A 21,594-nucleotide genomic window follows, 5' to 3' on the forward strand; every position below is an offset into this window, starting at 1 on the left:
GCCCCGGAAGGGCCTGGGCCGGCGGGTGCGCCCGAGTCGACGGGTATGCCTGAGCCGGATGATGCGATTCCCCCACGTCGCAGCCACATGACTCAATCTGGCCGGGGTACGACCGGTCGAATCGGGTCACCGCGGGATACACCCATGTGGGGGACGACGGTGGGTCATCGCGCCGGTCGTACCACCATCGCCGAGCCGCCCCCGCGCCGCGTCTTCTCGGCGGCTGCCAGCCATCGCCCGTCGGGCAGCCGCTGGACGCCCGTCGCCGCGCCGATCTCGGGGTTCTGCTTGAAGACATGGCCCTTGGCCTCGAGCCGCTCGCGCACCGGGTCGTCCCACAGCCCCGGCTCCAGCTCCGTCGCCGCCGCGTTGCGCTGGCTGGCGCGCGGCGCGGCGATGGCCTCGACGAGCGGCATCTTCCGGTCGACGTGGTTGAGCAGGGTCTGCAGCACGGTGGTGATGATCGTCGCGCCGCCGGGCGAGCCGAGCGCGAAGGCGGGCCTGCCGTGGTCGAGGACGATCGTCGGCGACACCGAGGAACGCGGGCGCTTGCCCGGCCCGGGGAGGTTGGGGTCGTGGACGCCGGGGCTGACGGGCGTGAAGGAGAAGTCGGTCAGCTCGTTGTTGAGCAGGAATCCGCGGCCGGGCACGGTGATGCCGCTGCCGCCGGTCTGCTCGATGGTGAGCGTGTACGCGACGACGTTGCCCCACTTGTCGGCGACCGTCAGATGCGTGGTGTGCTCGCCCTCGTACGGCGTGGGGGCGGCCGCGCCCCGCATCGCGCAGGGCTCCTGCCCGGACGGGTCGCCGGGCGGCAGCGGGCTGGTGAGGACCGCGTCGTCCCTGATGAGGCAGGCGCGCGCGTCGGCGAAGCGCTGCGAGGTGAGCCCGGCGACGGGCACCTTCTCGAACGCCGGGTCGCCCACCCAGCGGTTGCGGTCCGCGAAGGCGATCCGGCTGGCCTCGATGTAGCGGTGCAGGTAGCTGGTGCGGTCCAGGCGGCTCAGCCGGGAGTTCTCCAGGATGTTCAGCGCCTCGCCCACGGTCGTCCCGCCGGACGAGGAGGGGGCGATGCCGTAGACGTCCAGGCCGCGGTAGGAGACGCGGGTGGGGGCCTGGGTGCGTACCGCGTAGGAGCGCAGGTCCTTCTCCGTCAGGTCGCCGGGGCGGGCGACGCGCCGGGAGGCGGGGTCGACGGGGGCTTGCGGACGGTGCGGACGATGTCGCGCCCGACCGCGCCGCGGTAGACGGCGTCCACGCCCTGACGGGCCAGCAGGTCGTAGGTGCGGGCGAGGTCGGGGTTCTTCAGCGTCGAGCCCACCGCGGGCGGCTTGCCGCCGGGCAGGAACAGCTTGGCGGTGGCGGGGAAGTCCTTGAAGCGCGCCTGGTTGTCGGCCGTCTGATGGCGGAAGGTCTCGTCGACGGTGAAGCCGTCGCGGGCGATCCGCTGCGCCGGCCGCAGGACCTCGCCCAGCGGGCGGCTGCCCCAGGTGCGCAGGGCGGTGTCCCAGGTGGCGGGGGTGCCGGGGGTGCCGACGCTGAGGCCGCTGGTGACGGCGTCGGCGAAGGGCAGGGGCCGGCCCTTCTCGACGAAGAGGTCCTTGGTGGCGCTGAGCGGGGCCTTCTCGCGGCCGTCGAGGGTGGAGACCTCGCCCGACTTCGCGTCGTAGTGGACGAAGTAGCCGCCTCCGCCGATGCCGGCCGAGTAGGGCTCGGTGACGCCGAGGGCGGCGGCGGTGGCCACCGCCGCGTCCACGGCGTTGCCGCCCTTGCGGAGCACCTCGATGCCGGCCGCCGAGGCGTCGGCGTCGACGCTGGCCACCGCCCCGCCGTAGCCGACCGCGACGGGTGACTTCCCGGGCGGGCGGGCCGCCGCGGGGCCGGGCCCCGCGGCGGCCGGCGACGACAGCGCCCCGGCGAGGAGCGCGGCCGTCGCCGCCAGAACGGGCAGGCTCCGGCGGGTGTTCGGTCTGGCGAGGGCCATGGATGCCTCCGTGTCGGACGAACGGGCCCCGGAGCCTACTCGCGGAGCCCGCCCGCCGACAGGGCACTCGCCCTAGCACTCGCCCTAGGAGCGCACGCGGGCGATGACCGCCCCCGCCATGGCCTGCTCACCCTTGGCGTTCGGGTGGAAGGGGGCGGCCGGGCTCTCGGGGCTCACGCCCTCGACCCAGCGGTCCGCGGCGGGCACGCACACGTCGTGGCCGGTGGTCGGGCCGTAGGTGTCGGCGAAGCGGACGTGCGCTCGCGCGGCCTGCTCCTGGAGCATCGCGTTCAGGCGCTTCTCGGTGTCCCGCAGGTAGGCGGCGTCGCCGGCGGCGATCGGCACGGCCGGGAAGCAGCTCGCGCCGCTGTCCGGCATGATCGTCGGGTAGCCGACGAGCACGACCTTGGCGTAGGGGGCGCGCTCGTGCACGGCCTTCAGCACCCGGGCGATCTTGGGGGCCGCCTCGTTGACGCGCGTGGTGAGCTGGTCGGTGCCGTCGGGCGCCGTGTACTGCTTCTTGCACGGGGCGCCGGCCGGGTCGGTGACCGAGAGCTGGGCGCAGGTGCCGATGATGGAGCCGAAGCCGATGTCGTTGCCGCCGATGCCGACGGTGACCAGCTTGGTGCGCTTGCCGAGGGCGTCCAGCTGCGGCTGGTTCTCGCCCTGCGCGCGCCACATGTCGTCGGTGGTGGCGCCGCTGCAGCTGACGTCCGTGAAGGACGTCTGCCCCAGGGCCTTCGCGGTCAGCGCGGGGTAGTTGACGCTGGACCGGGCGCAGTCGCCGCCGGTCTGCTCGGGGATGCCGGGACCGGAGGTGTACGAGTCGCCCAGGGCGACGTAGCGGGCGCCGCCGGTCTGTCCGGCCGCCGGGGTGGCCGCCCCGGCGGCGCCCGTCGCTCCCGCCGTCAGGACCGAGGCCGCGCCGAGCGCCGCCAGCGCCTTTCCGTATCGCGTACCGCGTTCGCGCAGTCGTGCCACAAGTGCTCCAAAAAGTCCGGAAACAGTCTTCACAAAGCCGGTTGTTACTGATGGGTCAACCAGCGAGGGCCCAGACTTCCGGTGCGATCATGTCCTGTCAATCCGGTGCCGCACCCCGGTGCAGTGCCGGACCGCGCCGGACCGCGCCCCGTTAATTGGTATCCGAGAATCCAATTAGCTACGGTGGGATCGTGCGACTGACCAAGAGCACCGACATCGCCCTGCGCATCGCCATGCGCCTCGCGGTGACGGACGGGACCGAGAATGCCGCGCCGACCACCCGCGAGGTGGCCGACGCCGTCGGCGTGCCCTACACCCACGCCGCCAAGGTCGTCAGCCGGCTGCAGCACCTGGGGGTCGTCGAGGCCCGCCGGGGCCGGGGCGGCGGACTGACCCTCACCCCCGCCGGACGCACGGGCTCGGTCGGCCGGCTCGTGCGCGAACTCGAGGGCGCGGGCGACGTCGTGGGCTGCGAGGACGAACCGCCGTGCCCGCTGCGCGGCGCCTGCCGGCTGCGCGGGGCGCTGCGCGCCGCGCAGGAGGCGTTCTTCGCCGCGCTCGACCCGATCACGGTCGAGGAGCTGACCGGACCGCCGACGGGCCCGGTGCTGCTGAGCCTCGGGGCGCGCCCCGGAAGCTGACGATCCCCCGCCACCAGGCCTTTCGTGCATCCAAAAATACGCATCTCAGATACCAATTAACAGTCACACGCACATGCGAGGAGCGCCGATGCTGTCCCCCAGGTCGACCGAGATCGTCCGCGCCACCCTGCCCGCCGTCGGCGGAGCCATCGGCGAGATCACCCCGCTGTTCTACGACAAGCTCTTCGCCGCCCACCCCGAGCTGCTGCGCGACCTGTTCAACCGCGGCAACCAGGCCGACGGCAGCCAGCAGCAGGCCCTCGCCGGCGCCGTCGCCGCCTTCGCCACCGCGCTGGTCGAGCACCCGGACGTCCGCCCCGACGCGATGCTCTCGCGCATCGCCCACAAGCACGCCTCCCTGGGCGTCAGCCGCGAGCAGTACGCCGTCGTCCGGCGGCACCTCTTCGCCGCCATCGCCGAGGTGCTGGGCGACGCGGTCACCCCCGAGGTCGCGGCCGCCTGGGACGAGGTCTACTGGCTCATGGCCCACGCGCTCATCGCCATCGAGGCCCGGCTCTACGAGCAGGCCGGCGTCCTGCTCGGCGCCACCTGGCGGCCCTACCGCGTCGTCGCCCGCCACCAGGAGACGTCCGAGGTCACCACCTTCCTCGTCCGCCCGCAGGACGGCCGCCCGCTGCCCGCCGCCCGCCCCGGCCAGTACGTCTCCGTCCAGGTCGCCCTCCCCGACGGCGCCCGCCAGATCCGCCAGTACAGCCTTTCCGGCCACCCCGAGGACGCCCTGCAGTTCTCCGTCAAGCGCGTGGCCGGCACCCCGGCCGGCGAGGTCTCGAACCACCTCCACGACCACGTCGCCGTCGGCGACCCGGTGACTTTGAGCCACCCCTTCGGCGACGTCACCCTCGACGACGGCGACGCGCCGCTCCTGCTGGCCTCCGCCGGCATCGGCTGCACCCCGATGATCGGCATGCTCTCCCACCTCGCCGCCACCGGCGCCACCCGCCGCGTCATCGCCGTGCACGCCGACCGCGGCGAGAGCACCCACGCCTTCCGCACCGACCTCGAGCAGCTCACCGCCAAGCTCCCCGACGCCACCGCCCACGTCTGGTACGAGCACCCCGAGGCCCCCCGCCCGGCCGACCGCACGGGCCTGGCCGACCTGTCCCTCCTCGACATCCCGGCCGGCACCACCGCCTACCTCTGCGGCCCCCTCCCGTTCCTGAAGGCCGCCCGCGCCCAGCTCCTGGCGGCGGGCGTGGCGCCCGCGCGCATCCACTACGAGGTCTTCGGCCCGGACCTGTGGCAGGGCGGCGACGCCTGAAGACCGGACGGCTGAAGATCATCGGACGGCTGAGGATCAGGGGTGCGTTCCCGCCCCCGGCATCAGCGTGCCGGGTTCCGGCGGGGCCACCTCCACGGCCTCGGTCTTCGGGCTGCGGCGCTGCCGCTTGGCGACCCAGTTGGCGAACCAGGACAGCAGCATGCACATCCCGATGTAGACCGGGGAGATGATCATGACGACGGGGATGAAGGGCAGGTCGTAGTCGAGGTTGCCGGCGATCAGCTTGCCCGCGTGGAGGAACTCCTCGTAGGTGATCAGGAAGCCGAGCGAGGTGTCCTTCAGGGCGACGACCAGCTGGCTGATGATGGTGGGCAGCATCGCCCGCAGCGCCTGCGGGACCAGGACGTAGGTCATCACCTGGGTCTTGTGCATGCCCAGCGAGTACGCCGCCTCGCGCTGGCCGCGCTCCACGGAGTTCACGCCGGTGCGGAAGACCTCGGCCAGCACCGAGCCGTTGTAGAGGGTCAGGCCGGTGACCAGGGCGGGCAGCGGCTGGACCTTGAGGGCGACGAAGACGAAGAAGATCATCACCAGCACCGGCATGGCGCGGAAGAACTCCACCACGACCGTGGCGGCCCAGCGCAACGGCCGGTGGACCGACAGCCGTCCGCAGGCCAGGACCCCGCCGAGGGCGAGGGAGAGCACGGCGGCGTAGGCGAAGGCCTTGAGGGTGTTGCCCAGCCCCCGCAGCAGCATCTCCTGGATGCCCTCGTACGCGAACGGACTCCACTTGGCGGCCGTGAACTGCCCGGTGTCGAAGAGGAGGTAGAGCGCCCAGGCGACGATGCCGAGGATCACCACCGTGGCGAGGACGCCGTAGAGGCGGTGGCGGCGCCGGGCGAGCGGGCCGGGGATGTCGTAGAGGGCGGTGCCGGTGGTCATCGGGCCACTCCCCAGCGCTTCTCCAGCAGATTGAAGATCGCGCTGATGGTCAGCGTCACGATCAGGTAGCCGACGGCGATCCACACGAAGGACCAGATGATGCTGTAGCCCAGCTCGTTGAGCGTCTTGTACGTGCCCAGCAGCTCGGTGACGCTGAACGCCCCGGCGATCGCCGAGTTCTTGGCGAGCGCGATCAGGGTCGAGCCGACCGGCGGGATGACCGAGCGGAAGGCCTGCGGCAGGACGACGCCGCCGAGGGTCTGGACGAAGGTCATGCCCAGGCTGCGGGCGGCCTCGCCCTGGCCGGTGGGCACGGTGTTGATGCCCGCGCGCAGCGCCTCGCAGATGAACGCGGAGGTGTAGCAGCCGAGGGCGAGGACCGCGAAGAGCTCGAAGGGCAGCACGATCCCGAAGCGCGGCAGCCCCAGCATCACCGCGAAGAACAGCAGGGTGAGCGGGGTGTTGCGGAGCACCGTCACCCACACGGTGCCGAAGACGCGCAACGAGCCGACGGGCGCCACCCGGAAGGAGGCCATGACGAAGCCGAGGACGAGCGCGAGCAGCGAGCCGTAGACGGTGAGCTCGATGGTACCGAGCAGGCCCTCGGCGTAGAGGGAGAGGTTGTCCAGGAGAACGTTCATCCGGGTCCTTGGTCAGCTCGCCGGGTAGCGGTCGACGGGGGGCGGCTGCGGGGCGGGCACGCCGGACAGGCCGAGGGTGGCGTCGTAGGCCTTCTTCCAGTCGCCGTTCTTCTCATGGGCCGTGAGGGCGTCGTCGAGGGCGAGGCGCAGGGCCGTGTCCCCGCGCGGCACGCCGATGCCGTACGGCTCCTTGGAGAAGGGCCGGCCCACCACCTTCAGCTCGTCGGGAGCCTTGGCGGCGTACCCCATGAGGATGGTGTCGTCGGTGGTGACGGCGTCCACCTGGAGGCTGATGAGGTTGTCCACGCAGATGGAGTACGTGTCGTAGGCCACCGGGATCGCCTTGGGGTAGTCGCGCTGGATGCGCTGCAGCGGGGTGGAACCGGCGGCCGAGCAGACACGTTTTCCGGCCAGGTCCTCGGGGCCGTCGATGTCCTTCTCGTCGGCCCGTACGAGCAGCGACTGCCCGGCGATGTAGTACGGGCCGGCGAAGCCGACCTGCTTCTTGCGCAGGTCGTTGATGGTGTAGGTGCCGACGTAGTAGTCGATCTGGCCGTTCTGCAGGGCGGTCTCGCGGTTGGCCGAGGCGATGGTGCGGAATTCGATGGTCTTGGGGTCGAAGCCGAGGGAGGCCGACATCATCTTGGCGATCTCGATGTCGAAGCCGGAGTAGGTGCCGGTGGCCGGGTCCTTCTCGCCCAGGTAGGGCTGGTCCTCCTTGACGCCGACGACGAGGTGGCCGCGGCGCCTGGCGGCGCTCCAGGTGGGCGAGTCCGGCAGCTGGAAGCCGGTGGCGACCTGGTAGGCGGGCAGTTGCTCGGGCTTGGGGCCCTTGACCGGGGGGCTGCCCTCCTTCCCGCAGGCGGCGGCGAGCAGGGCGACGGCGATGAGGGCGAGGGCGGCGGCGAGACGTCTCATGGTGCGGTCAGCCCCGCTCAGTGCTTGAGGATCTTGGAGAGGAAGTCCCTGGCCCGCTCGCTCTCGGGCGCGGTGAAGAACCCCTCGGGCGTGCGGTCCTCGACGATGCGGCCGTCCGCCATGAAGACCACACGGTTCGCGGCGGAACGGGCGAAGCCCATCTCGTGGGTGACGACGACCATCGTCATGCCGTCCCGGGCGAGCTGCTGCATGACCTCCAGCACCTCGTTGATCATCTCCGGGTCCAGCGCCGAGGTCGGCTCGTCGAAGAGCATCACCTTCGGGTCCATCGCCAGCGCCCGGGCGATCGCCACCCGCTGCTGCTGACCACCGGACAACTGCGCCGGGTACTTCTCTGCGTGGGCGAGCAGCCCGACGCGCTCGAGCAGTTCCCGCGAGCGCCGGTCGGCCTCCTCCTTGCCGCGCTTGCGGACCTTGACCTGGGCGAGGGCGACGTTGGCGAGCACGGTCTTGTGCGCGAAGAGGTTGAACGACTGGAAGACCATGCCGACCTCGGCGCGCAGCCGGGCCAGCTCGCGGCCCTCGTCGGGCAGCGGCTGTCCGTCGAGCAGGATGGTGCCGGACTCCACCGGCTCGAGGCGGTTGATGGCCCGGCACAGCGTGGACTTGCCGGAGCCGGACGGTCCGATGACCACCACCACCTCCCCGCGGCCGACGGTGAGGTTGATGTCCTGCAGCACGTGCAGCTGTCCGTAGTGCTTGTTGACATCACGCAGCTCGATCAAGGGATCGACGGCCATACCAGCCCCTGCCACTCTCGGCCTCTCGCGGTCGCCGCAAACTATCCGCATCCATAGGGGACTTCTCCGCTGACACGCGTACAAACAGTGATTGAGCCGGATCGAGGACCACAAGAGCCGCCATTTGCCCTAGGTACACAGACCGAGCCTGGGTACCTAGCCTGTGGTGGCCGGTTGGGGGAAGCAGTGGGGGAAGGGAGCCCGGCGTGGGCGACAGCAGGCCCGTATACCTGCGCATCGCGGACGACCTGCGGCAGCGGATCGACGAGGGCGGGCTGGCGGTCGGCGACCGCATCCCCTCCCGCTCCGAGCTCAAACGCGCGTACGAGGCCAGCGATCAGACCGTGGACCGCGCGGTCCGCGTGCTGAAGGCCGCCGGCTACGCCCAGGGCCAGTTCGGCCGGGGCGTGTTCGTCACCGACCGGGCGCCGCTGGGCACCCTGCTGCGGTCGACCGGAGCCGTCGACTCCCCCTTCGCGGCGAAGATCGGGGAGTACGCCGGGCGGCCGGAGGCCGAGAGCGGAGCCGGCCGGGACGGCCGGGACACCGCGCTCACCTGGGAGGCCTCCTCCAGCGAGACCGCCGCCCCGGCGCCCATCGCCGAACGCCTGGGCATCGGCGTGGGCGAGCCGGTGCTGTGCACCCAGTACGAATACCTGGCCAACCGCCACCCCGTGCAGCTCGCCACCAGCTGGGAGCCGCTGACCATCACCGAGGGCACGGACGTCGCCCTGCCCGAACGCGGGCCCTACGCGCGGCGCGGCGTACGCGGCCGGCTGGCCGCCATCGGCATCCGGGTCGTACGGGCCCGGGAGCTGGTCGGCTCCCGGCCGGCCACCACCCCCGAGGCGGAGGCCCTGGGCTGCGCGGCCGGACAGTGCGTCACCGTCGTCGAGCGCACCCACTTCGACGGCGACGACCGGGCCGTGGAGACCTCCGACATCGTGGTCCGCGCGGACCGCTGGCGGCTGGAGTACACCATCCCCTTCACCAGCTGACCCGGGCGCGGGCCCGGCGCGCGCCGGCGGCGCGGTCCGCCAGGCGCACGCCGGCGGTGCGGGTCAGCGCTCCGCGATCTCCGCGTAGAGCCGGGACAGCTCCGGCGCGCCGTCCGCCGCCCACGCCTGCCCCGCCTCGACCACGTCGATCTGACGGCCGTTGCGCAGCCGCACGACCGGCTGGCCGTCCGGCCGGATCCACCACCCCGCGTCCGCGACGGTCCGCACGATCACCGTGCCCAAGTACAGGCCCGCGTCGTTACCGAGCCAGGGCACCAGTTCCGGGTCCTCCCGCCAGCGCGGCTGCAGCTGGTCCAGTGCCTCCAGGGACGACGGCGAGTCGTCGAGCACGGCACCGGCCGACTGCGCGTGCGCACGCAGCAGTTCGCACTCCGACAACAGCTCGGCCAGACCCTCCGGATCCCGTTCGGACGCGCCGGGCAGCGCCCCACCGCCGGTCGGGCCGAGCCGCTTGCGCCAGCTGTCCAAGAAGGGAATGTTCATACTGGCCAGGATCTCACTCGCACGGATGGCCCCACCACAGGCGCGCTGCGCCCGACGTGGCCGATTGGCCTCCTTGACGTTCCCCACACGTCTCCTTAGCTTCATCCCGCCACTTTCACAGCGGGCAACCCTGGGAGGCATGACACGCATGCTCCGGACACCGAGACTCGGAACGGTCGGCGCACGACGGCACAGACGAACGACGGCCCTGGCCGGGGCCGTGGCGGTGGGTGCGGTGTGCGCCGTCGCCCTCGCGAACACCCCCGCCCTGGCCGCGAACCCCGCCGCCGCCAAAGAGCCGCTCCCCTTGGAGCGGCTCTTCGACAATCGGGCGGTCAGCGACGACGCCCGCCCGGCGGCCGCCGACTTCGACGGCTCCGGCGGCTCCTTCTCCGCGCAGGACCTCGCCGCCGCCGGCTGGACGCCGGGCCGCGCCCTGGACATCGACGCGTCCCGTCTGACCTGGCCCCGCCCGGCGCCCGGCCGCGCCGACAACGTACGGGCCGCCGGTCAGTCGGTACGGCTGACCGGGCGCGGCGAGGCCCTGACGTTCCTGGTCGCGGGCAGCACGAAGGGCGCGGCCGGGAACACGGTCGGCGGAAAGGGCACCGTCCGCTACCGCGACGGCTCGTCCGGCACGTACACCCTCACCGCGCCCGACTGGCGGCGCGGCCCCCTCACCACCAAGGCCGTCGGCCTCGCCCACCGCAACACCCGTGACGGGCAGCGCACCGAGACCACCCGCCTCTACACCGTGACCGTCCCCGTCGCGCGGGGCCGGGAGATCAGCTCCGTGGTCCTGCCGAAGGACCCCGGCGCGACGACCGACCTGCATGTGTTCTCCATGGCCCTGCGCGCTCCCACGAAGGAGTGGACGGGCAGTTGGGCGGCGTCCACGTCCGGGTACGCCGCCGTGGGCCCGTGGACGGACCGGACGCTGCGCCTCGTCGTGCACAGCAGCGCGGGCGGACCCGTCACCCGCGTCCGGCTGGAGAACACCTTCGCCCAGCGCCCGGTGCGCATCGGGCACGCCACGGTGGCGCTGCAGGACAAGGGCGCCGGGGCGGCCGGCCGTCCCGTGCCGCTCACCTTCGGGGGGCGGGACGGCGCCGAAATCCCGGCGGGCGCCCAGCGGTTCAGCGACCCGGTGCGCTTCACCGTGCCACCGGACGCCAACCTGCTGGTGAGCATCCATCTGCCCGGCACCGTACGGGCGGTGCCCGTGCACAGCTACACCAGCCAGGTCTCCTACCTCAGCGCCGACGGCCTCGGCGACCGCACCGGAGAACGCGGCCAGGGGGCGTTCACCGAGAAGCTCGACAGCTGGCCGCTGCTGACCGGCGTCGACGTCGGCGGCGGGCCGGGCTCGCTCGTGACCCTCGGCGACTCCATCACCGACGGCGAGGCGGCAACCCCCGGGGCGAACGGCCGCTGGCCCGACCTGCTGGCCCGGCGGCTGCGCGCCCAGCACACCGTCCCGGCGCTGGGCGTCCTCAACCACGGCATCTCCGGCAACCGCGTGGTCAGCGACCGGTACCCCGGCGACGGCACCAGCACCGTCAAGAGCGGGGTGAGCGCGGGCAACCGGCTCGAGCGCGACGTCCTCGCGCAGACCTCGGCCCGTACGGTCATCGTCTTCGAGGGCGTCAACGACATCCGCGCCGGCACCAAGGCCGACGCCGTCATCGCCGCGCTCCGGTCGATCAGCGCCCGCGCCCACGAGCGCGGACTACGCGTCGCGGTGGCCACCATCGCACCCTGCGGGGGCTTCTACGACTGCACCCCGGAGGCCGACGCGCAGCGCACGGCCATCAACCGGCACATCCGTACCGCCGGGATCTACGACGCCGTGTTCGACTTCGACGCGGCGATCCGTGACCCCCAGCACCCGGAACGCATGCTGCCGGGCTTCGACGCCGGCGATCACCTCCACCCCAACGACGCGGGCATGAAGGCCTTCAGCGACTCCGTCGACCTGCGCAAGCTCGTCTGACGGACGGATCGGCCTGGAGGGCGCCCCCGGAGAGGGGCGCCCCCAGGCCGGATCTCCGGGTCAGATGTCCGGGTCGGCTCAGATCTCCAGGTCCACGACGACCGGGGCGTGGTCCGAGGCGCCCTTGCCCTTGCGCTCCTCGCGGTCCACGAACGCGTCCTTGCGAGCCTTGTCGAAGGGGGCGTTGCCGTAGACCAGGTCGATGCGCATGCCCCGGTTCTTGGGGAAGCACAGCTGGCGGTAGTCCCAGTAGGTGTACGGCCGGTCGTACTTCAGGGGACGCGGGACGACGTCCGCGAGACCCGCGTCGCGCAGGGCGGCGAGAGCCGCGCGCTCGGCCGGGGTGACGTGCGTGGCACCCTCGAAGACGGCCGGGTCGAAGACGTCCTCGTCGGTCGGGGCGATGTTGAAGTCGCCCAGGACGGCGAACGGCCGCTCCCCCGTCGCGTCGGCCGAGACCGCGTCGCGCAGCGCCTCCAGCCAGTGCAGCTTGTACGTGTAGTGATCGTGACCGACCTCGCGGCCGTTGGGGACGTACACCGACCACAGGCGCACGCCCCCGCACGTCGCGGAGATCGCGCGGGGCTCCTGCACACCGTCGTAGTCGGGGCCGCCCGGCAGACCCATGACCACGTCCTCCAGACCGACGCGGGAGAGCAGCGCCACGCCGTTCCACCGGCCGTTGGCGTTCACCGCGGACTCGTAGCCGAGCTCGCGCAGCTGGTCGGCCGGGAACTGCTCGGCGGTGCACTTGGTCTCCTGGATGCACAGCACGTCCGTGCCGCTGCTCTCCAGCCAGGCCAGCAGCCTCGGGAGACGGGCGGTGATCGAGTTCACGTTCCAGGTGGCGATGCGCATGAAGCCACCCTAACGGCCACCTCTGACAGTGCCGGCGTCACAGGTCGATGCTCTGGCCCGCCGCCAGGCGGGAGTGGTCGGTGCCGCCCACGCCCGGACCGTCCGGGCCCAGCATCCGGTCGTAGACGGGCCGGGCCAGATCGGTCAGCAGCGCGTCGTGGATGTCGATGGCCCGGCGGGGCTTGATCTCCCTGATGTAGTCGATGACCTCCGCGACCTTGTTCCACGGGGCCATCACCGGCACCATCAGCGTCTCCACCGGCTGCCCCGGCAGCGTCAGCGCGTCGCCGGGGTGGAAGACCGAACCGTCCACCAGGTAGCCGACATTGGTGATCCGGGGGATGTCCGGGTGGATCACGGCGTGCAGCTGGCCGTGCACCTGCACGTCGAAGCCGGCCGCGGTGAAGGCGTCGCCCTCCCCGACCGTGTGCACCCGGCCGGGGAAGGCCGCCGAGACCCGCTCCGCGACGCTGCGCAGCGTCCACAGCTCGGCGGCCGGGTTGGCCTCCAGGGCGGCCCGCAGCCGGTCCTCGTCGAAGTGATCGGGGTGCTCGTGCGTGATGAGCACCGCGTCCGCCCCGACGGCCGCGTCCGCCTCGCTGAACCCTCCCGGGTCGATGACGAGGGTGCGGCCGTCCTTCTCCAGCCGGACACAGGCATGACTCTGCTTGATCAGTTTCATGAGCCCATACTGCTACGGCCGTACGCGCCGGGGGCGCGTCCCGCCCCGCTCGGGGTCGAGAACGCGTCACGCCCCGGTTGCCGTCACCTCCGTCACGGCACGGCGCGCCACCGCGAGCGCCGCCCTGGCGGCGGGCAGGCCGCAGTAGGGCGCGGTCTGCACGAGCGCCTCCTCGATCTCCTCAGGAGTGACGCCGTTGCGCAGGGCGGCGCGGGCGTGCCGGGCGAGCTCGTCCAGGTGACCGCCGGCCGTGAGGACCGCCAGGGTGACCAGGCACCGGGTGCGCCGGTCGAGTCCGGGGCGCGCCCAGGTCTCGCCCCACTCGACGCGGGTCGCGAAGGCCTCGAAACCGGTGGCGGGGGCGGCGGGCTCGGCGTCGTCGCCGAGCACCTCGGTGCGGATGCGCTGCGCTTCGGCTTCGGCGTCGACTGTTGCTGGGGCTGGGGTGGCTTCGGCGGTCGTGGGTGCTACCGGTGCCGGGAGCTCGGCCGCGTACGGGTTGCCGTCCGTCACAACGGCCGGGGCCGGCCCGAAGCCGATGTGGGAGACGGCGGCGGGGGCGGCCCCAGATGCCGTCTCGCCGGGCGGCACGGCCGGGCCGAAGGCCCCGGCGAAGCCGGGCAGCGCGGCCCCCGGAACGACGGCGGCTTCCCCGGCGGGCGCCTCCTCCAGGTCCGCGGGCGGGCCGAAGCCGGGTATGGGCGTCGCGGCCTGATCCGCCGGTATCGCGGCTGGGGCCGGGGTCTGCTGCTCACCCGTCGCGGGGTGGTCGGTGGCCGGCTCGTCCGCCGTGGGCGTGGGGCGGGGCGGCTTCGCCTGCCAGGCCGTGGTGAAGTGGCGGACGAGGAGGTCCGTGAGCGCCGCCGGCTGCTCCACCGGGGCGAGGTGGCGGGCCGCCGGGACGACGGCGAGCCTGGCGTCGGGGATCCCCGCCACCAGCACGCGGGCCTCCGCCGGCGGCGTGAGCGGGTCCTCGGCGCCGACGACGACCAGCGTCGGCACGCCGATCCGGCCCAGCTCGGCCCGTACGTCGAAGGCGGCGAGCGCGTCGCAGGCGGCGGCGTAGGAGGAGATGTCGGTCGTACGGACCATCTGGACGGCCCAGTCGGCGATCGCGGGCTGCGTGCCGGCGAACGCGGGGGTGAACCAGCGCTCGGGCGCCGAGCGCGCGACCGGCTCGAGGCCGTTCGCGCGGATCTCCGCGCCCCCGCCGAAGTTCTCCGCGCCGTCGAACCGCGCGGCCGAACCGACCACGGCGAACGAGGCGAGCCGGTCGGGGTGGCGCAGGGCGAGATCGGTGCCCATCGCTCCCGAGACGCAGCAGCCCGCGTAGCCGAAGCGTTCGACGCCCAGCGCGTCCAGCGTGGCCAGCAGCCGGTCGGTGAGTTCGGCCACCGCTGTCGCGGGCTGGGCGGGAGCACCGCCGTGGCCCGGAAGGTCGAAGCGCACCACGCGCCAGTGGCGGGTGAACTCCGGGATCTGGCGGTCCCACATGTGCCATGTGGTACCGAGGGCCGGTCCCAGGACCAGGACCGGGGCGTCTTCCGGCCCGTCAGAGCGGTATTGCAGGGTGTTCGACGTACTCTCACTCACCCGCTCACGCTCCCATATCTCATAGCCGCCCCTACGCTGGGGGGGCTGCTGAGGTGCTGTGGGTGCGGGCCTGAGCAGGTTGTGGACCTCTCGGGCAAGGATTCGGTGCGGCTGCGGCGAGGGTCCGGCAGCGTTCGTGGACGAGCGGGACCGGGCCCGGCAGGAGGGCCCGGTGATCCCATCGTGCGTACCGGCCGGTCCGGCCGACGTGCTCAGGCCGAATCGGACCCGGAACCGGAACCGTCTGATGCCTGCTTCGCCGTGCGGCGGTACTCGGCGTTGATGCGCTGTGCTTCCTCGAGCTGGTCCTCGAGGATGACGATGCGGCAGGCTGCCTCGACCGGTGTCCCTCTGTCGACCAGCTCGCGGGCGCGAGCGGCGATCCGGAGCTGGTAGCGGGAGTAGCGCCGGTGTCCGCCCTCGGAGCGGAGCGGAGTGATGAGCCGGGCCTCGCCGATGGCCCGGAGGAAACCCGGGGTGGTGCCGAGCATCTCGGCGGCCCTGCCCATCGTGTAAGCGGGGTAGTCGTCGTCGTCCAGACGACCGCTCAGGGGATTGTCTGCTGTCATGTCACCTCGTTATGCAACGCGTCGAGGGGCCCTGGTGCCGTACGGCACCAGGGCCCCGAAGGAAATTCAACACCATCTGCCGGCGTTACTGCCGCGCCGGCCTTCTGTTTCCGTCGCCCGGCCCGGGAAAGGGCGGGACGTACGGGGATCGCGGTTGCGTGACCGGGGACCACCTTCCGTTCCGGGGCCTTGCGGTACCCGGTCCGAACCTCTCGGGCCGGGCGATCCTGATGGCGCCTGCTCCCTCCGTCCTTCCTCTCGTGGATCCATGTGTCAAACCGGCACTGCGGTACTACCTGTGCCATCCCGCCAGTTCATGTCTGCCGGGTCTCTCCGACTGTGTCTACGAGAGAGACTCTAACCACACCACGGGCTAATGTCTACTCTGGCAAACACAGATTTTGAGTGAGTCACACCTTAAGTATTCTGACGTCACCTCTACAGGCGGGATGGCGGGAGCGGCCGCCGACAGCGATGAAGGGCCCTGCCGACGCGCGTCGGCAGGGCCCTTCATCGCTGTCCCGTCCCGGACGCCGTCCGGTGGATCAGCTTCCGGCGGTCGTCGTCACCGTCCCAGAGCGCTGGGGCTGCCCAGCAGCGCCGACGCGGTTTCGAGCGGCGTGGGGACGTGCGAGGCGTGCGGGACGGGCACAGCCTCATCGCCGCTTCGGCAGGTGAAGCCGAGCCGCGCCATGGCCCGGCTGACCTCTCCGCCGGTGAAGTCGCGGCGGTCCTGCCGGGTGATGACTTCGCCCACCTGCTTGACGGGGTAGTGGCGGCGGCCGATGAGCACGGACTCCCCCGTGATGGGCTCGGGCTTCACGCCCTTCATGGAGGTCAGCACCCCGCTCTTGGTGAGGTCGAAGGGGAACCGGGCGATGATGCAGCGCATGATGCCTCACAGGGGAAGGAAGAAGAAGGGGACCGGGCCGACCGGGGCGGGACGGGCCGGGCGCGACGGTGTCGGACGCGACGGATCTAGGCGGCCGCGCCGACGGCGGACGGGCGCCGCGCCGCGCGGCGAGCCGTGTCGCCGGTGGACCGGCCCCGGCCGGCGCGGCCACGCCGGCCGCGGGACGAGGAGGAGGCGGCGCGCGGGGGGCGTTCCGTGGGCGGCGCGGTGATGGCGACCGGGACGCCCGAGGGGGCCTGGGCACCGGTGATGCGGCTCAGTTCGGCTTCGCCCGAGCGCACCTGGGTGGTCTGCGGGGTGATGCCGGCGGCGGCCATCAGCCGGCTCATGTCACGGCGCTGATCGGGGGTCACCAGCGTGACAACGCTGCCGGACTCACCGGCGCGGGCCGTGCGCCCGCCTCGGTGCAGGTAGTCCTTGTGGTCGCTGGGCGGGTCGACGTTCACGACCAGATCGAGGTTGTCGACATGGATACCGCGCGCCGCGACATTGGTCGCCACCAGCACCGTCACATGCCCGGACTTGAAGCGGGACAGGGTCCGCGTGCGCTGCGGCTGGGACTTGCCGCCGTGCAGGGAGGCGGCGCGGACACCGTTGTTCAGCAGGTGCTCGGTCAGTCGGTCCACCGCGTGCTTGGTGTCCAGGAACATGATCACCCGGCCGTCCCGGGCCGCGATCTCGGTGGTCGTCCGGCGCTTGTCCGCGCCGTGCACGTGGAGTACGTGGTGCTCCATGGTCGTCACCGCGCCCGCGGACGGGTCGACGGAGTGGACCACCGGGTCGGTCAGATAGCGGCGGACCAGCAGATCGACGTTGCGGTCCAGCGTGGCCGAGAACAGCATCCGCTGACCCCCGGGGCGCACTTGGTCGAGCAGCTCGGTGACCTGGGGCATGAAGCCCATGTCGGTCATCTGGTCGGCCTCGTCGAGCACGGTGACGGCGACCTGGTCCAGGCGGCAGTCGCCACGGTCGATGAGGTCCTTGAGCCGGCCCGGCGTGGCGACGACGACCTCCGCCCCGTTACGCAGCGCACCGGCCTGCCTGCCGATCGACATGCCGCCGACCACGGTGGTCAGCCGCAGCATCACGGAGCGGGCGTACGGAGTGAGGGCGTCGGTGACCTGCTGGGCCAGCTCCCGGGTGGGTACGAGGACGAGGGCCAGCGGCTGCCGCGGCTCGGCGCGTCGGCCTGCCGTACGGGCCAGCAGGGCGAGGCCGAAGGCAAGGGTCTTGCCCGAACCGGTGCGACCACGACCGAGTACGTCGCGGCCCGCGAGGGAGTTCGGCAGGGTCGCCGCCTGGATCGGGAACGGCACGGTCACGCCCTCATGGCCCAGCGCGCCCAGCAACTGCGCCGGCATGTCGAGATCGGCGAACGCCTCGACGGCGGGCAGCGCCGAGGTGACCGTCTTCGGCAGTGCGAACTCGCCCTGGGGTGAAGTCTGCCGGCCTACGCGGCCTTCGGCACGGCGCGGGGAGCCGGAGCGGTTTCCGCCCCTCGCGGAGCCCGGGTTTCCGGAGCGAGTGCGGGCGGAGCGATCATTTATGCGCGTGCGATTCATGTGGAACCTTCCTTGACGTGGCACGTATCAAGGAATTCCCGCAGAAAACCAACAGCGCAGAGAATCGCAAGAACGAGCCGAAGAAAACGGAGTCCGAATCGGATGAACAATCGGATCGACGGAGGGTTACCCGCGGAGACTCCACCGGAGCGCATGATGCGATTCCCGTGATGGGTGCCGGTCGTTCCATGGGGAGGCCCCGACGGATTTCCGTCCGAAACTCGGGCAGGACCCGGACAGCGGGTCGCGAATGCCCTGAAACGCGGCGAGCCGGGACCCGCACCCCAAGGTGCGGGCCCCGGCTGCGAGGTGCGTGCCGACGTCAGGCAGGAACGATGTTCTCGGCCGTCGGGCCCTTCTGGCCCTGCGCGATGTCGAACGTGACCTTCTGGCCCTCCGACAGCTCGCGGAAGCCCTGGGTGGCGATGTTCGAGTAGTGGGCGAAGACGTCAGCGCCGCCACCGTCCTGCTCGATGAAGCCGAAGCCCTTTTCTGCGTTGAACCACTTCACGGATCCGGAAGCCATGTTATTTCTCCTTCGGGGCGGTGCTCGGGGTTCACACTGTGTGTACTCCGCGTCGCCGTGATGATCACCCTGCCGAAAATAACCGGATCCAGAAAGGATCGCCACCGGAATGAACCGGCGGGACACCCGCAAGATTTCGGGAACCACAACTGCAACTGAGATCGAGACTAGCACGGGGCGATCGGCCGTGTGCGGTGAATAACTCCACCCCGCCTGCCGCGTACGTAATATTCATCGCGCTCCGCGCTTAATTCTCACTTTGTGAGCACAGATATTGGCGTGCCCGGGTCCCATGGTTTCTGTCGAGTATGTGGGCGCCGGCAGCTCGTCGGGCTCCCCTCGCGGACCCGCGGTTCCGGCCGGCCCGACGACCTCCACGCACACGAAGCCGGCCCCCGAGAGCAGGTCTCAGGGGCCGTTCGAGGGGTGGCGCGGGTGGGCTCAGGGCGTGGTCGTCGAGACGACGTAGACCTGGGGGAAGTCGGGGTTGTCCAGGTTCGCCGTGATCTCGAGGGTCGGCTTGGGCCGCTCCTGCTCATGGACCGTGCCCGCCCAGTGGTGACCGTCCGCGAACTTCCAGCCCACCAGGGCCGCCTCGTCCTCGTCGATCGTGACCTCGCCGTCCTTCAGCTCGGCGTCGGAGCCGGCGTAGTCGTCGAGCCACTGGTCGAACTTCTCACGCGTGGTCGTGAACTGCAGGAACAGCGAGCTCGCCTTCCACGCGTTGGTCTCGTAGGAGGCCACGTGCTCCGCGTAGGGCGGCACCGACACCTCGTACAGGCGTCGCTGCAGGCGCGTGGGCCAGCCCTCCTCGAGGCCGGTGGCGGCTGCCTGCTCCTTCTTGCTCTCGCCGCCGCCACGGCTCTGCATCGCGGAGATGTAGAGGTATCCGGCGGGGATGGCGATGAGCAGGAAGACGATCAGCGGCTTGAGCCAGCGGCGGCGGGCCGGGGTGTTCGCGGCTCCGCCGTCGGTCTCGGGGTGCTCGGGCGGCTCGTGCGCCGCGTTCGCCGACGGGCGTCCGGGCTGGTCCATGACGATCATCCTCGGCCGGCCCGGGTGTAGCGCTCGTAGCGCTCCACCCGGCGGCGGTTGGCCCTGCGGAAGCGACGCGCGACCAGGCGGGCCAGGTCGGCGGCGCCGACCATGCCCGCCTCGGGGCCCAGCTGCGCCTTGACGATACGGGCCTCGGGACGGTAGCCACGGCCGGTGAGGTGGCGGCGGAACGCCTCCCGGGCCGGGCCGATCAGCAGGTCGTCGGCCGCGCTGACGCCGCCGCCGATGACGAAGCAGGAGGGGTCGAGGGCCGCGGCCAGGTTGGCGATGCCGACGCCCAGCCACTGGCCGATGTCCTGGAGCAGCTCGACGCACATGGCGTCCCCGGACCGGGCCAGCTCCGTGATCAGGGGGCCGGTGATCTCGGAGATGTTGCCACCGACGCGGTCGATGATCCCGTACGCGACCGGCGACTCGGCCGCCGCCAGCTCACGGGCCTCGCGGACGAGCGCGTTGCCGGAGCTGTACTGCTCCCAGCAGCCGCGGTTGCCGCACGGGCAGCGGTGGCCGCCGGGCACGACCTGCATGTGACCGAACTCGCCCGCGACGCCGAACTTGCCGCGCTTGACCTGACCGTCCTCGAGGATCGCGCCGCCGATGCCGGTACCGAGAGTGATCATGACGAGGTGGTCCTCGCCACGGCCGGCGCCGAAGCGCCACTCCGCCCAGGCGGCGGTGTTGGCGTCGTTGTCCACCATCACGGGGACGGCGAGGCGGCCGGCGAGACGGTCGCGCAGCGGCTCGTTGCGCCAGGACAGGTGGGGGGCGAAGAGGACGCGGTTGCGGTCGGCATCGACCCAGCCGGCCGCGCCGATGCCCACGGCGTGGACGTCGTGGCGGTCGGAGAGGTCGAGGACCAGCTCGACGATGGTGTCCTCGACGACCTTGGGGCTCTTGGACTTGTCCGGCGTCTCCGTGCGGAGCTTCTCCAGGATGTTGCCGTCGGCGTCGACGACGCCCGCCATGACCTTGGTGCCGCCGATGTCGATGCCGACGGTGGGGACGCGGGGGGCGGTGAGGTGCGAGCGGCGCTCGCGCGTGCCGACCGTGCGGAGCACGGTGGCTTTGGCGGTGCCTCGGTGTACCCGCTCGCGGTACATGCTCATCGCGGTTGTTGCCCCTGCGGTCGTGGTGCGGATGTGGATGGACTCGGCCGATTGTGCCTCACCGGTGGGGCGTGGTGCACAGTCGCGCTCGGGGGCGAGGCCGGGGCGGGAGGGGCCGGGCCCTTACGGGACTGGATTATTTACGGCCCGGAGCCCTCTACGGGCTTGGTCACCCCGCACTTGGGCCGCAAATAACCCTTACGTCCCTCTCAGGGCCCGGCCCATCCCACCCCGGCCCCTCCGGTCGGATCCCGTCCGCGGGTGGTCCCTCAACAGCGCAGCCCCACGCGCCTTCGGCGCGTGGGGCTGCGGCTGGGGGCCTTCAGCGGGCCTGCATGGCCTCCATGCCGGCGATCATCATGTCCAGGGCGTAGGTGAAGTCCTGGTTCCGGATCGTGGCGATGGACTCGGTGCCGCGCGCCTCCACCAGCTCGGCCGCTTCCTTGTACTGCTTCGAGAACTCGGGCCGCTCGGCGATCACGCCCATGACCTGCTTGAGGTAGTCGTCCTCGCTCACCCCGGCCTCGCGGCAACGCTCCCGGTAGAGCACTTCGATCGTCGCGAAGCCGTAGACGAACTGGAAGACGGCGTTGAGCGCACCCGTCACCCCGCGATCGTCCAGCCCCATGCGCCGTATCACCGCCAGCGCGGCTTCGGAGAAGGCCATCGAGTGAGGGCCGATGTTGAGGTACCTGCCCACCAGCTGGGCCACCCAGGGGTGGGCGACGAGCATCTTGCGGTACTCGGTCGCCAGCTCACGCACCTGATCGCGCCAGTCGGCACTCTCGTCGGACACGTCGGGGACGCTCATGCCGGCGGACGCCTGGTCCATCGCCAGCTCGAGGAGGTCGTCCTTGTTGTCGACGTACCAGTACACCGACATGGCCGTCACCCCGAGCTCCGCCGCCAGCCGGCGCATCGAGAACTTCGCCAGCCCGTCGGTGTCGAGCATCCGGACCGTAGTGGCGACGATCCGATCCCGGTCGAGCCCCCCGACCTCCGCCCCCGCCCCCTTGCGCTTCGAGGCCTTGCCCTCTCCCTCACCGGCCAGCCACACGCTGGTGGTCCGCAGGCTGCTTGCCATGGATTTCTCACTTTCCGACGCCTGTGGATGTGGTGGATGTAG

General features: G+C 71.7%; 20 protein-coding genes and 1 pseudogene. 4 read left to right on the forward strand and 17 right to left on the reverse strand.

Annotated features, from left to right (window positions below; translation table 11 throughout):
• Positions 1 to 164: 164 nt before the first annotated feature.
• Both ggt and J1792_RS28200 read right to left on the reverse strand, forming a co-directional pair.
• Positions 165 to 1,984: pseudogene (ggt, locus tag J1792_RS28195) on the reverse strand (gamma-glutamyltransferase).
• A gap of 84 nt (positions 1,985 to 2,068) precedes the next feature.
• Positions 2,069 to 2,965, reverse strand: coding sequence for an SGNH/GDSL hydrolase family protein (locus tag J1792_RS28200; protein ID WP_179198884.1), 897 nt, complete (start codon positions 2,963 to 2,965; stop codon positions 2,069 to 2,071).
• A gap of 191 nt (positions 2,966 to 3,156) precedes the next feature.
• On the opposite strand from J1792_RS28200, the gene J1792_RS28205 reads away from it, so the two are divergent.
• Together J1792_RS28205 and J1792_RS28210 are read left to right on the forward strand one after the other, a co-directional pair.
• A complete protein-coding gene (locus tag J1792_RS28205) occupies positions 3,157 to 3,606 on the forward strand; it encodes an RrF2 family transcriptional regulator (RefSeq protein WP_086569863.1) in 450 nt (149 codons plus the stop codon).
• 88 nt (positions 3,607 to 3,694) lie between these two features.
• A complete protein-coding gene (locus J1792_RS28210; protein WP_086569861.1) occupies positions 3,695 to 4,885 on the forward strand; it encodes a globin domain-containing protein in 1,191 nt (396 codons plus the stop codon).
• A 36-nt stretch (positions 4,886 to 4,921) separates the two neighbouring features.
• On the opposite strand, the gene J1792_RS28215 is transcribed toward J1792_RS28210, so the two are convergent.
• Genes J1792_RS28215 through J1792_RS28230 form a run of 4 tightly spaced genes read right to left on the reverse strand, consistent with a single transcriptional unit; the run spans position 4,922 to position 8,108 of the window.
• Positions 4,922 to 5,788: an amino acid ABC transporter permease gene (locus tag J1792_RS28215; RefSeq protein ID WP_086569859.1), complete on the reverse strand. Its 867-nt coding sequence runs from the start codon at positions 5,786 to 5,788 to the stop codon at positions 4,922 to 4,924.
• Entirely contained in the window at positions 5,785 to 6,429 is a 645-nt protein-coding gene (locus J1792_RS28220) for an amino acid ABC transporter permease (protein WP_086569857.1), read from the reverse strand. The genes J1792_RS28215 and J1792_RS28220 overlap by 4 nt, the downstream gene beginning before the upstream one ends.
• Before the next feature lie 12 nt (positions 6,430 to 6,441).
• A complete protein-coding gene (locus J1792_RS28225) occupies positions 6,442 to 7,347 on the reverse strand; it encodes a glutamate ABC transporter substrate-binding protein (RefSeq protein ID WP_207248441.1) in 906 nt (301 codons plus the stop codon).
• A 17-nt stretch (positions 7,348 to 7,364) separates the two neighbouring features.
• Entirely contained in the window at positions 7,365 to 8,108 is a 744-nt protein-coding gene (locus J1792_RS28230; protein WP_086569853.1) for an amino acid ABC transporter ATP-binding protein, read from the reverse strand.
• A gap of 206 nt (positions 8,109 to 8,314) precedes the next feature.
• Between J1792_RS28230 and J1792_RS28235 the strand changes: the two genes are divergently transcribed.
• A complete protein-coding gene (locus J1792_RS28235; protein WP_207248442.1) occupies positions 8,315 to 9,106 on the forward strand; it encodes a GntR family transcriptional regulator in 792 nt (263 codons plus the stop codon).
• A gap of 63 nt (positions 9,107 to 9,169) precedes the next feature.
• Here J1792_RS28235 and J1792_RS28240 read toward each other — a convergent pair whose 3' ends face one another.
• Positions 9,170 to 9,610, reverse strand: a complete 441-nt coding sequence (locus J1792_RS28240) for a DUF6278 family protein (protein ID WP_086569850.1) — start codon at positions 9,608 to 9,610, stop codon at positions 9,170 to 9,172.
• A gap of 148 nt (positions 9,611 to 9,758) precedes the next feature.
• Between J1792_RS28240 and J1792_RS28245 the strand changes: the two genes are divergently transcribed.
• The gene (locus J1792_RS28245) at positions 9,759 to 11,603 is read left to right on the forward strand and encodes an SGNH/GDSL hydrolase family protein (RefSeq protein ID WP_207248496.1); all 1,845 of its coding nucleotides are present in this window, start codon (positions 9,759 to 9,761) and stop codon (positions 11,601 to 11,603) included.
• Positions 11,604 to 11,681: 78 nt separating this feature from the next.
• On the opposite strand, the gene J1792_RS28250 is transcribed toward J1792_RS28245, so the two are convergent.
• The 10 genes from J1792_RS28250 to J1792_RS28300 all read right to left on the reverse strand — a co-directional run bounded on the left by J1792_RS28250 (position 11,682) and on the right by J1792_RS28300 (position 21,552).
• Positions 11,682 to 12,461, reverse strand: coding sequence for an exodeoxyribonuclease III (locus J1792_RS28250; protein ID WP_086569846.1), 780 nt, complete (start codon positions 12,459 to 12,461; stop codon positions 11,682 to 11,684).
• 37 nt (positions 12,462 to 12,498) lie between these two features.
• Positions 12,499 to 13,143 (reverse strand): MBL fold metallo-hydrolase, encoded by a 645-nt coding sequence (locus J1792_RS28255; protein ID WP_086569845.1) that lies wholly within the window; start codon positions 13,141 to 13,143, stop codon positions 12,499 to 12,501.
• 66 nt (positions 13,144 to 13,209) lie between these two features.
• On the reverse strand, positions 13,210 to 14,736 hold the full coding sequence (locus J1792_RS34650; RefSeq protein WP_307843115.1) for an alpha/beta fold hydrolase: 1,527 nt from the start codon (positions 14,734 to 14,736) through the stop codon (positions 13,210 to 13,212).
• 212 nt (positions 14,737 to 14,948) lie between these two features.
• Positions 14,949 to 15,305 carry a MerR family transcriptional regulator gene (locus J1792_RS28270; protein ID WP_086569843.1) on the reverse strand — a complete coding sequence of 119 codons (357 nt, stop codon included), beginning with the start codon at positions 15,303 to 15,305 and terminating at the stop codon, positions 14,949 to 14,951.
• Positions 15,306 to 15,870: 565 nt separating this feature from the next.
• Positions 15,871 to 16,197, reverse strand: a complete 327-nt coding sequence (locus J1792_RS28275; RefSeq protein WP_086569841.1) for an SCO5918 family protein — start codon at positions 16,195 to 16,197, stop codon at positions 15,871 to 15,873.
• Positions 16,198 to 16,283: 86 nt separating this feature from the next.
• Positions 16,284 to 17,780, reverse strand: coding sequence for a DEAD/DEAH box helicase (locus J1792_RS28280; protein ID WP_207248443.1), 1,497 nt, complete (start codon positions 17,778 to 17,780; stop codon positions 16,284 to 16,286).
• 322 nt (positions 17,781 to 18,102) lie between these two features.
• Positions 18,103 to 18,306 carry a cold-shock protein gene (locus tag J1792_RS28285; RefSeq protein ID WP_207248444.1) on the reverse strand — a complete coding sequence of 68 codons (204 nt, stop codon included), beginning with the start codon at positions 18,304 to 18,306 and terminating at the stop codon, positions 18,103 to 18,105.
• 441 nt (positions 18,307 to 18,747) lie between these two features.
• Complete coding sequence (locus J1792_RS28290; RefSeq protein ID WP_242646637.1) at positions 18,748 to 19,341, reverse strand: hypothetical protein; 594 nt, start codon at positions 19,339 to 19,341, stop codon at positions 18,748 to 18,750.
• A gap of 5 nt (positions 19,342 to 19,346) precedes the next feature.
• Positions 19,347 to 20,468: an ROK family glucokinase gene (locus J1792_RS28295; protein ID WP_207248445.1), complete on the reverse strand. Its 1,122-nt coding sequence runs from the start codon at positions 20,466 to 20,468 to the stop codon at positions 19,347 to 19,349.
• A 322-nt stretch (positions 20,469 to 20,790) separates the two neighbouring features.
• Positions 20,791 to 21,552: a TetR/AcrR family transcriptional regulator gene (locus J1792_RS28300; protein WP_207248446.1), complete on the reverse strand. Its 762-nt coding sequence runs from the start codon at positions 21,550 to 21,552 to the stop codon at positions 20,791 to 20,793.
• Positions 21,553 to 21,594 lie beyond the last annotated feature (42 nt).

Origin of the sequence: Streptomyces triculaminicus (assembly GCF_017349075.1) — a bacterium.
GTDB lineage: Bacteria > Actinomycetota > Actinomycetes > Streptomycetales > Streptomycetaceae > Streptomyces > Streptomyces triculaminicus.

Excerpts from the sequence above, each read along its gene's own strand:
- J1792_RS28210 (WP_086569861.1), top strand. The coding sequence starts at position 3,695 with ATGCTGTCCCCCAGGTCGACCGAGATCGTCCGCGCCACCCTGCCCGCC.
- J1792_RS28215 (WP_086569859.1), bottom strand. The coding sequence starts at position 5,788 with ATGACCACCGGCACCGCCCTCTACGACATCCCCGGCCCGCTCGCCCGG.
- J1792_RS28220 (WP_086569857.1), bottom strand. The coding sequence starts at position 6,429 with ATGAACGTTCTCCTGGACAACCTCTCCCTCTACGCCGAGGGCCTGCTC.
- J1792_RS28225 (WP_207248441.1), bottom strand. The coding sequence starts at position 7,347 with ATGAGACGTCTCGCCGCCGCCCTCGCCCTCATCGCCGTCGCCCTGCTC.
- J1792_RS28230 (WP_086569853.1), bottom strand. The coding sequence starts at position 8,108 with ATGGCCGTCGATCCCTTGATCGAGCTGCGTGATGTCAACAAGCACTAC.
- J1792_RS28240 (WP_086569850.1), bottom strand. The coding sequence starts at position 9,610 with ATGAACATTCCCTTCTTGGACAGCTGGCGCAAGCGGCTCGGCCCGACC.
- J1792_RS28245 (WP_207248496.1), top strand. The coding sequence starts at position 9,759 with ATGCTCCGGACACCGAGACTCGGAACGGTCGGCGCACGACGGCACAGA.
- J1792_RS28250 (WP_086569846.1), bottom strand. The coding sequence starts at position 12,461 with ATGCGCATCGCCACCTGGAACGTGAACTCGATCACCGCCCGTCTCCCG.
- J1792_RS28255 (WP_086569845.1), bottom strand. The coding sequence starts at position 13,143 with ATGAAACTGATCAAGCAGAGTCATGCCTGTGTCCGGCTGGAGAAGGAC.
- J1792_RS28270 (WP_086569843.1), bottom strand. The coding sequence starts at position 15,305 with ATGACAGCAGACAATCCCCTGAGCGGTCGTCTGGACGACGACGACTAC.
- J1792_RS28275 (WP_086569841.1), bottom strand. The coding sequence starts at position 16,197 with ATGCGCTGCATCATCGCCCGGTTCCCCTTCGACCTCACCAAGAGCGGG.
- J1792_RS28280 (WP_207248443.1), bottom strand. The coding sequence starts at position 17,780 with ATGAATCGCACGCGCATAAATGATCGCTCCGCCCGCACTCGCTCCGGA.
- J1792_RS28285 (WP_207248444.1), bottom strand. The coding sequence starts at position 18,306 with ATGGCTTCCGGATCCGTGAAGTGGTTCAACGCAGAAAAGGGCTTCGGC.
- J1792_RS28290 (WP_242646637.1), bottom strand. The coding sequence starts at position 19,341 with ATGGACCAGCCCGGACGCCCGTCGGCGAACGCGGCGCACGAGCCGCCC.
- J1792_RS28295 (WP_207248445.1), bottom strand. The coding sequence starts at position 20,468 with ATGAGCATGTACCGCGAGCGGGTACACCGAGGCACCGCCAAAGCCACC.
- J1792_RS28300 (WP_207248446.1), bottom strand. The coding sequence starts at position 21,552 with ATGGCAAGCAGCCTGCGGACCACCAGCGTGTGGCTGGCCGGTGAGGGA.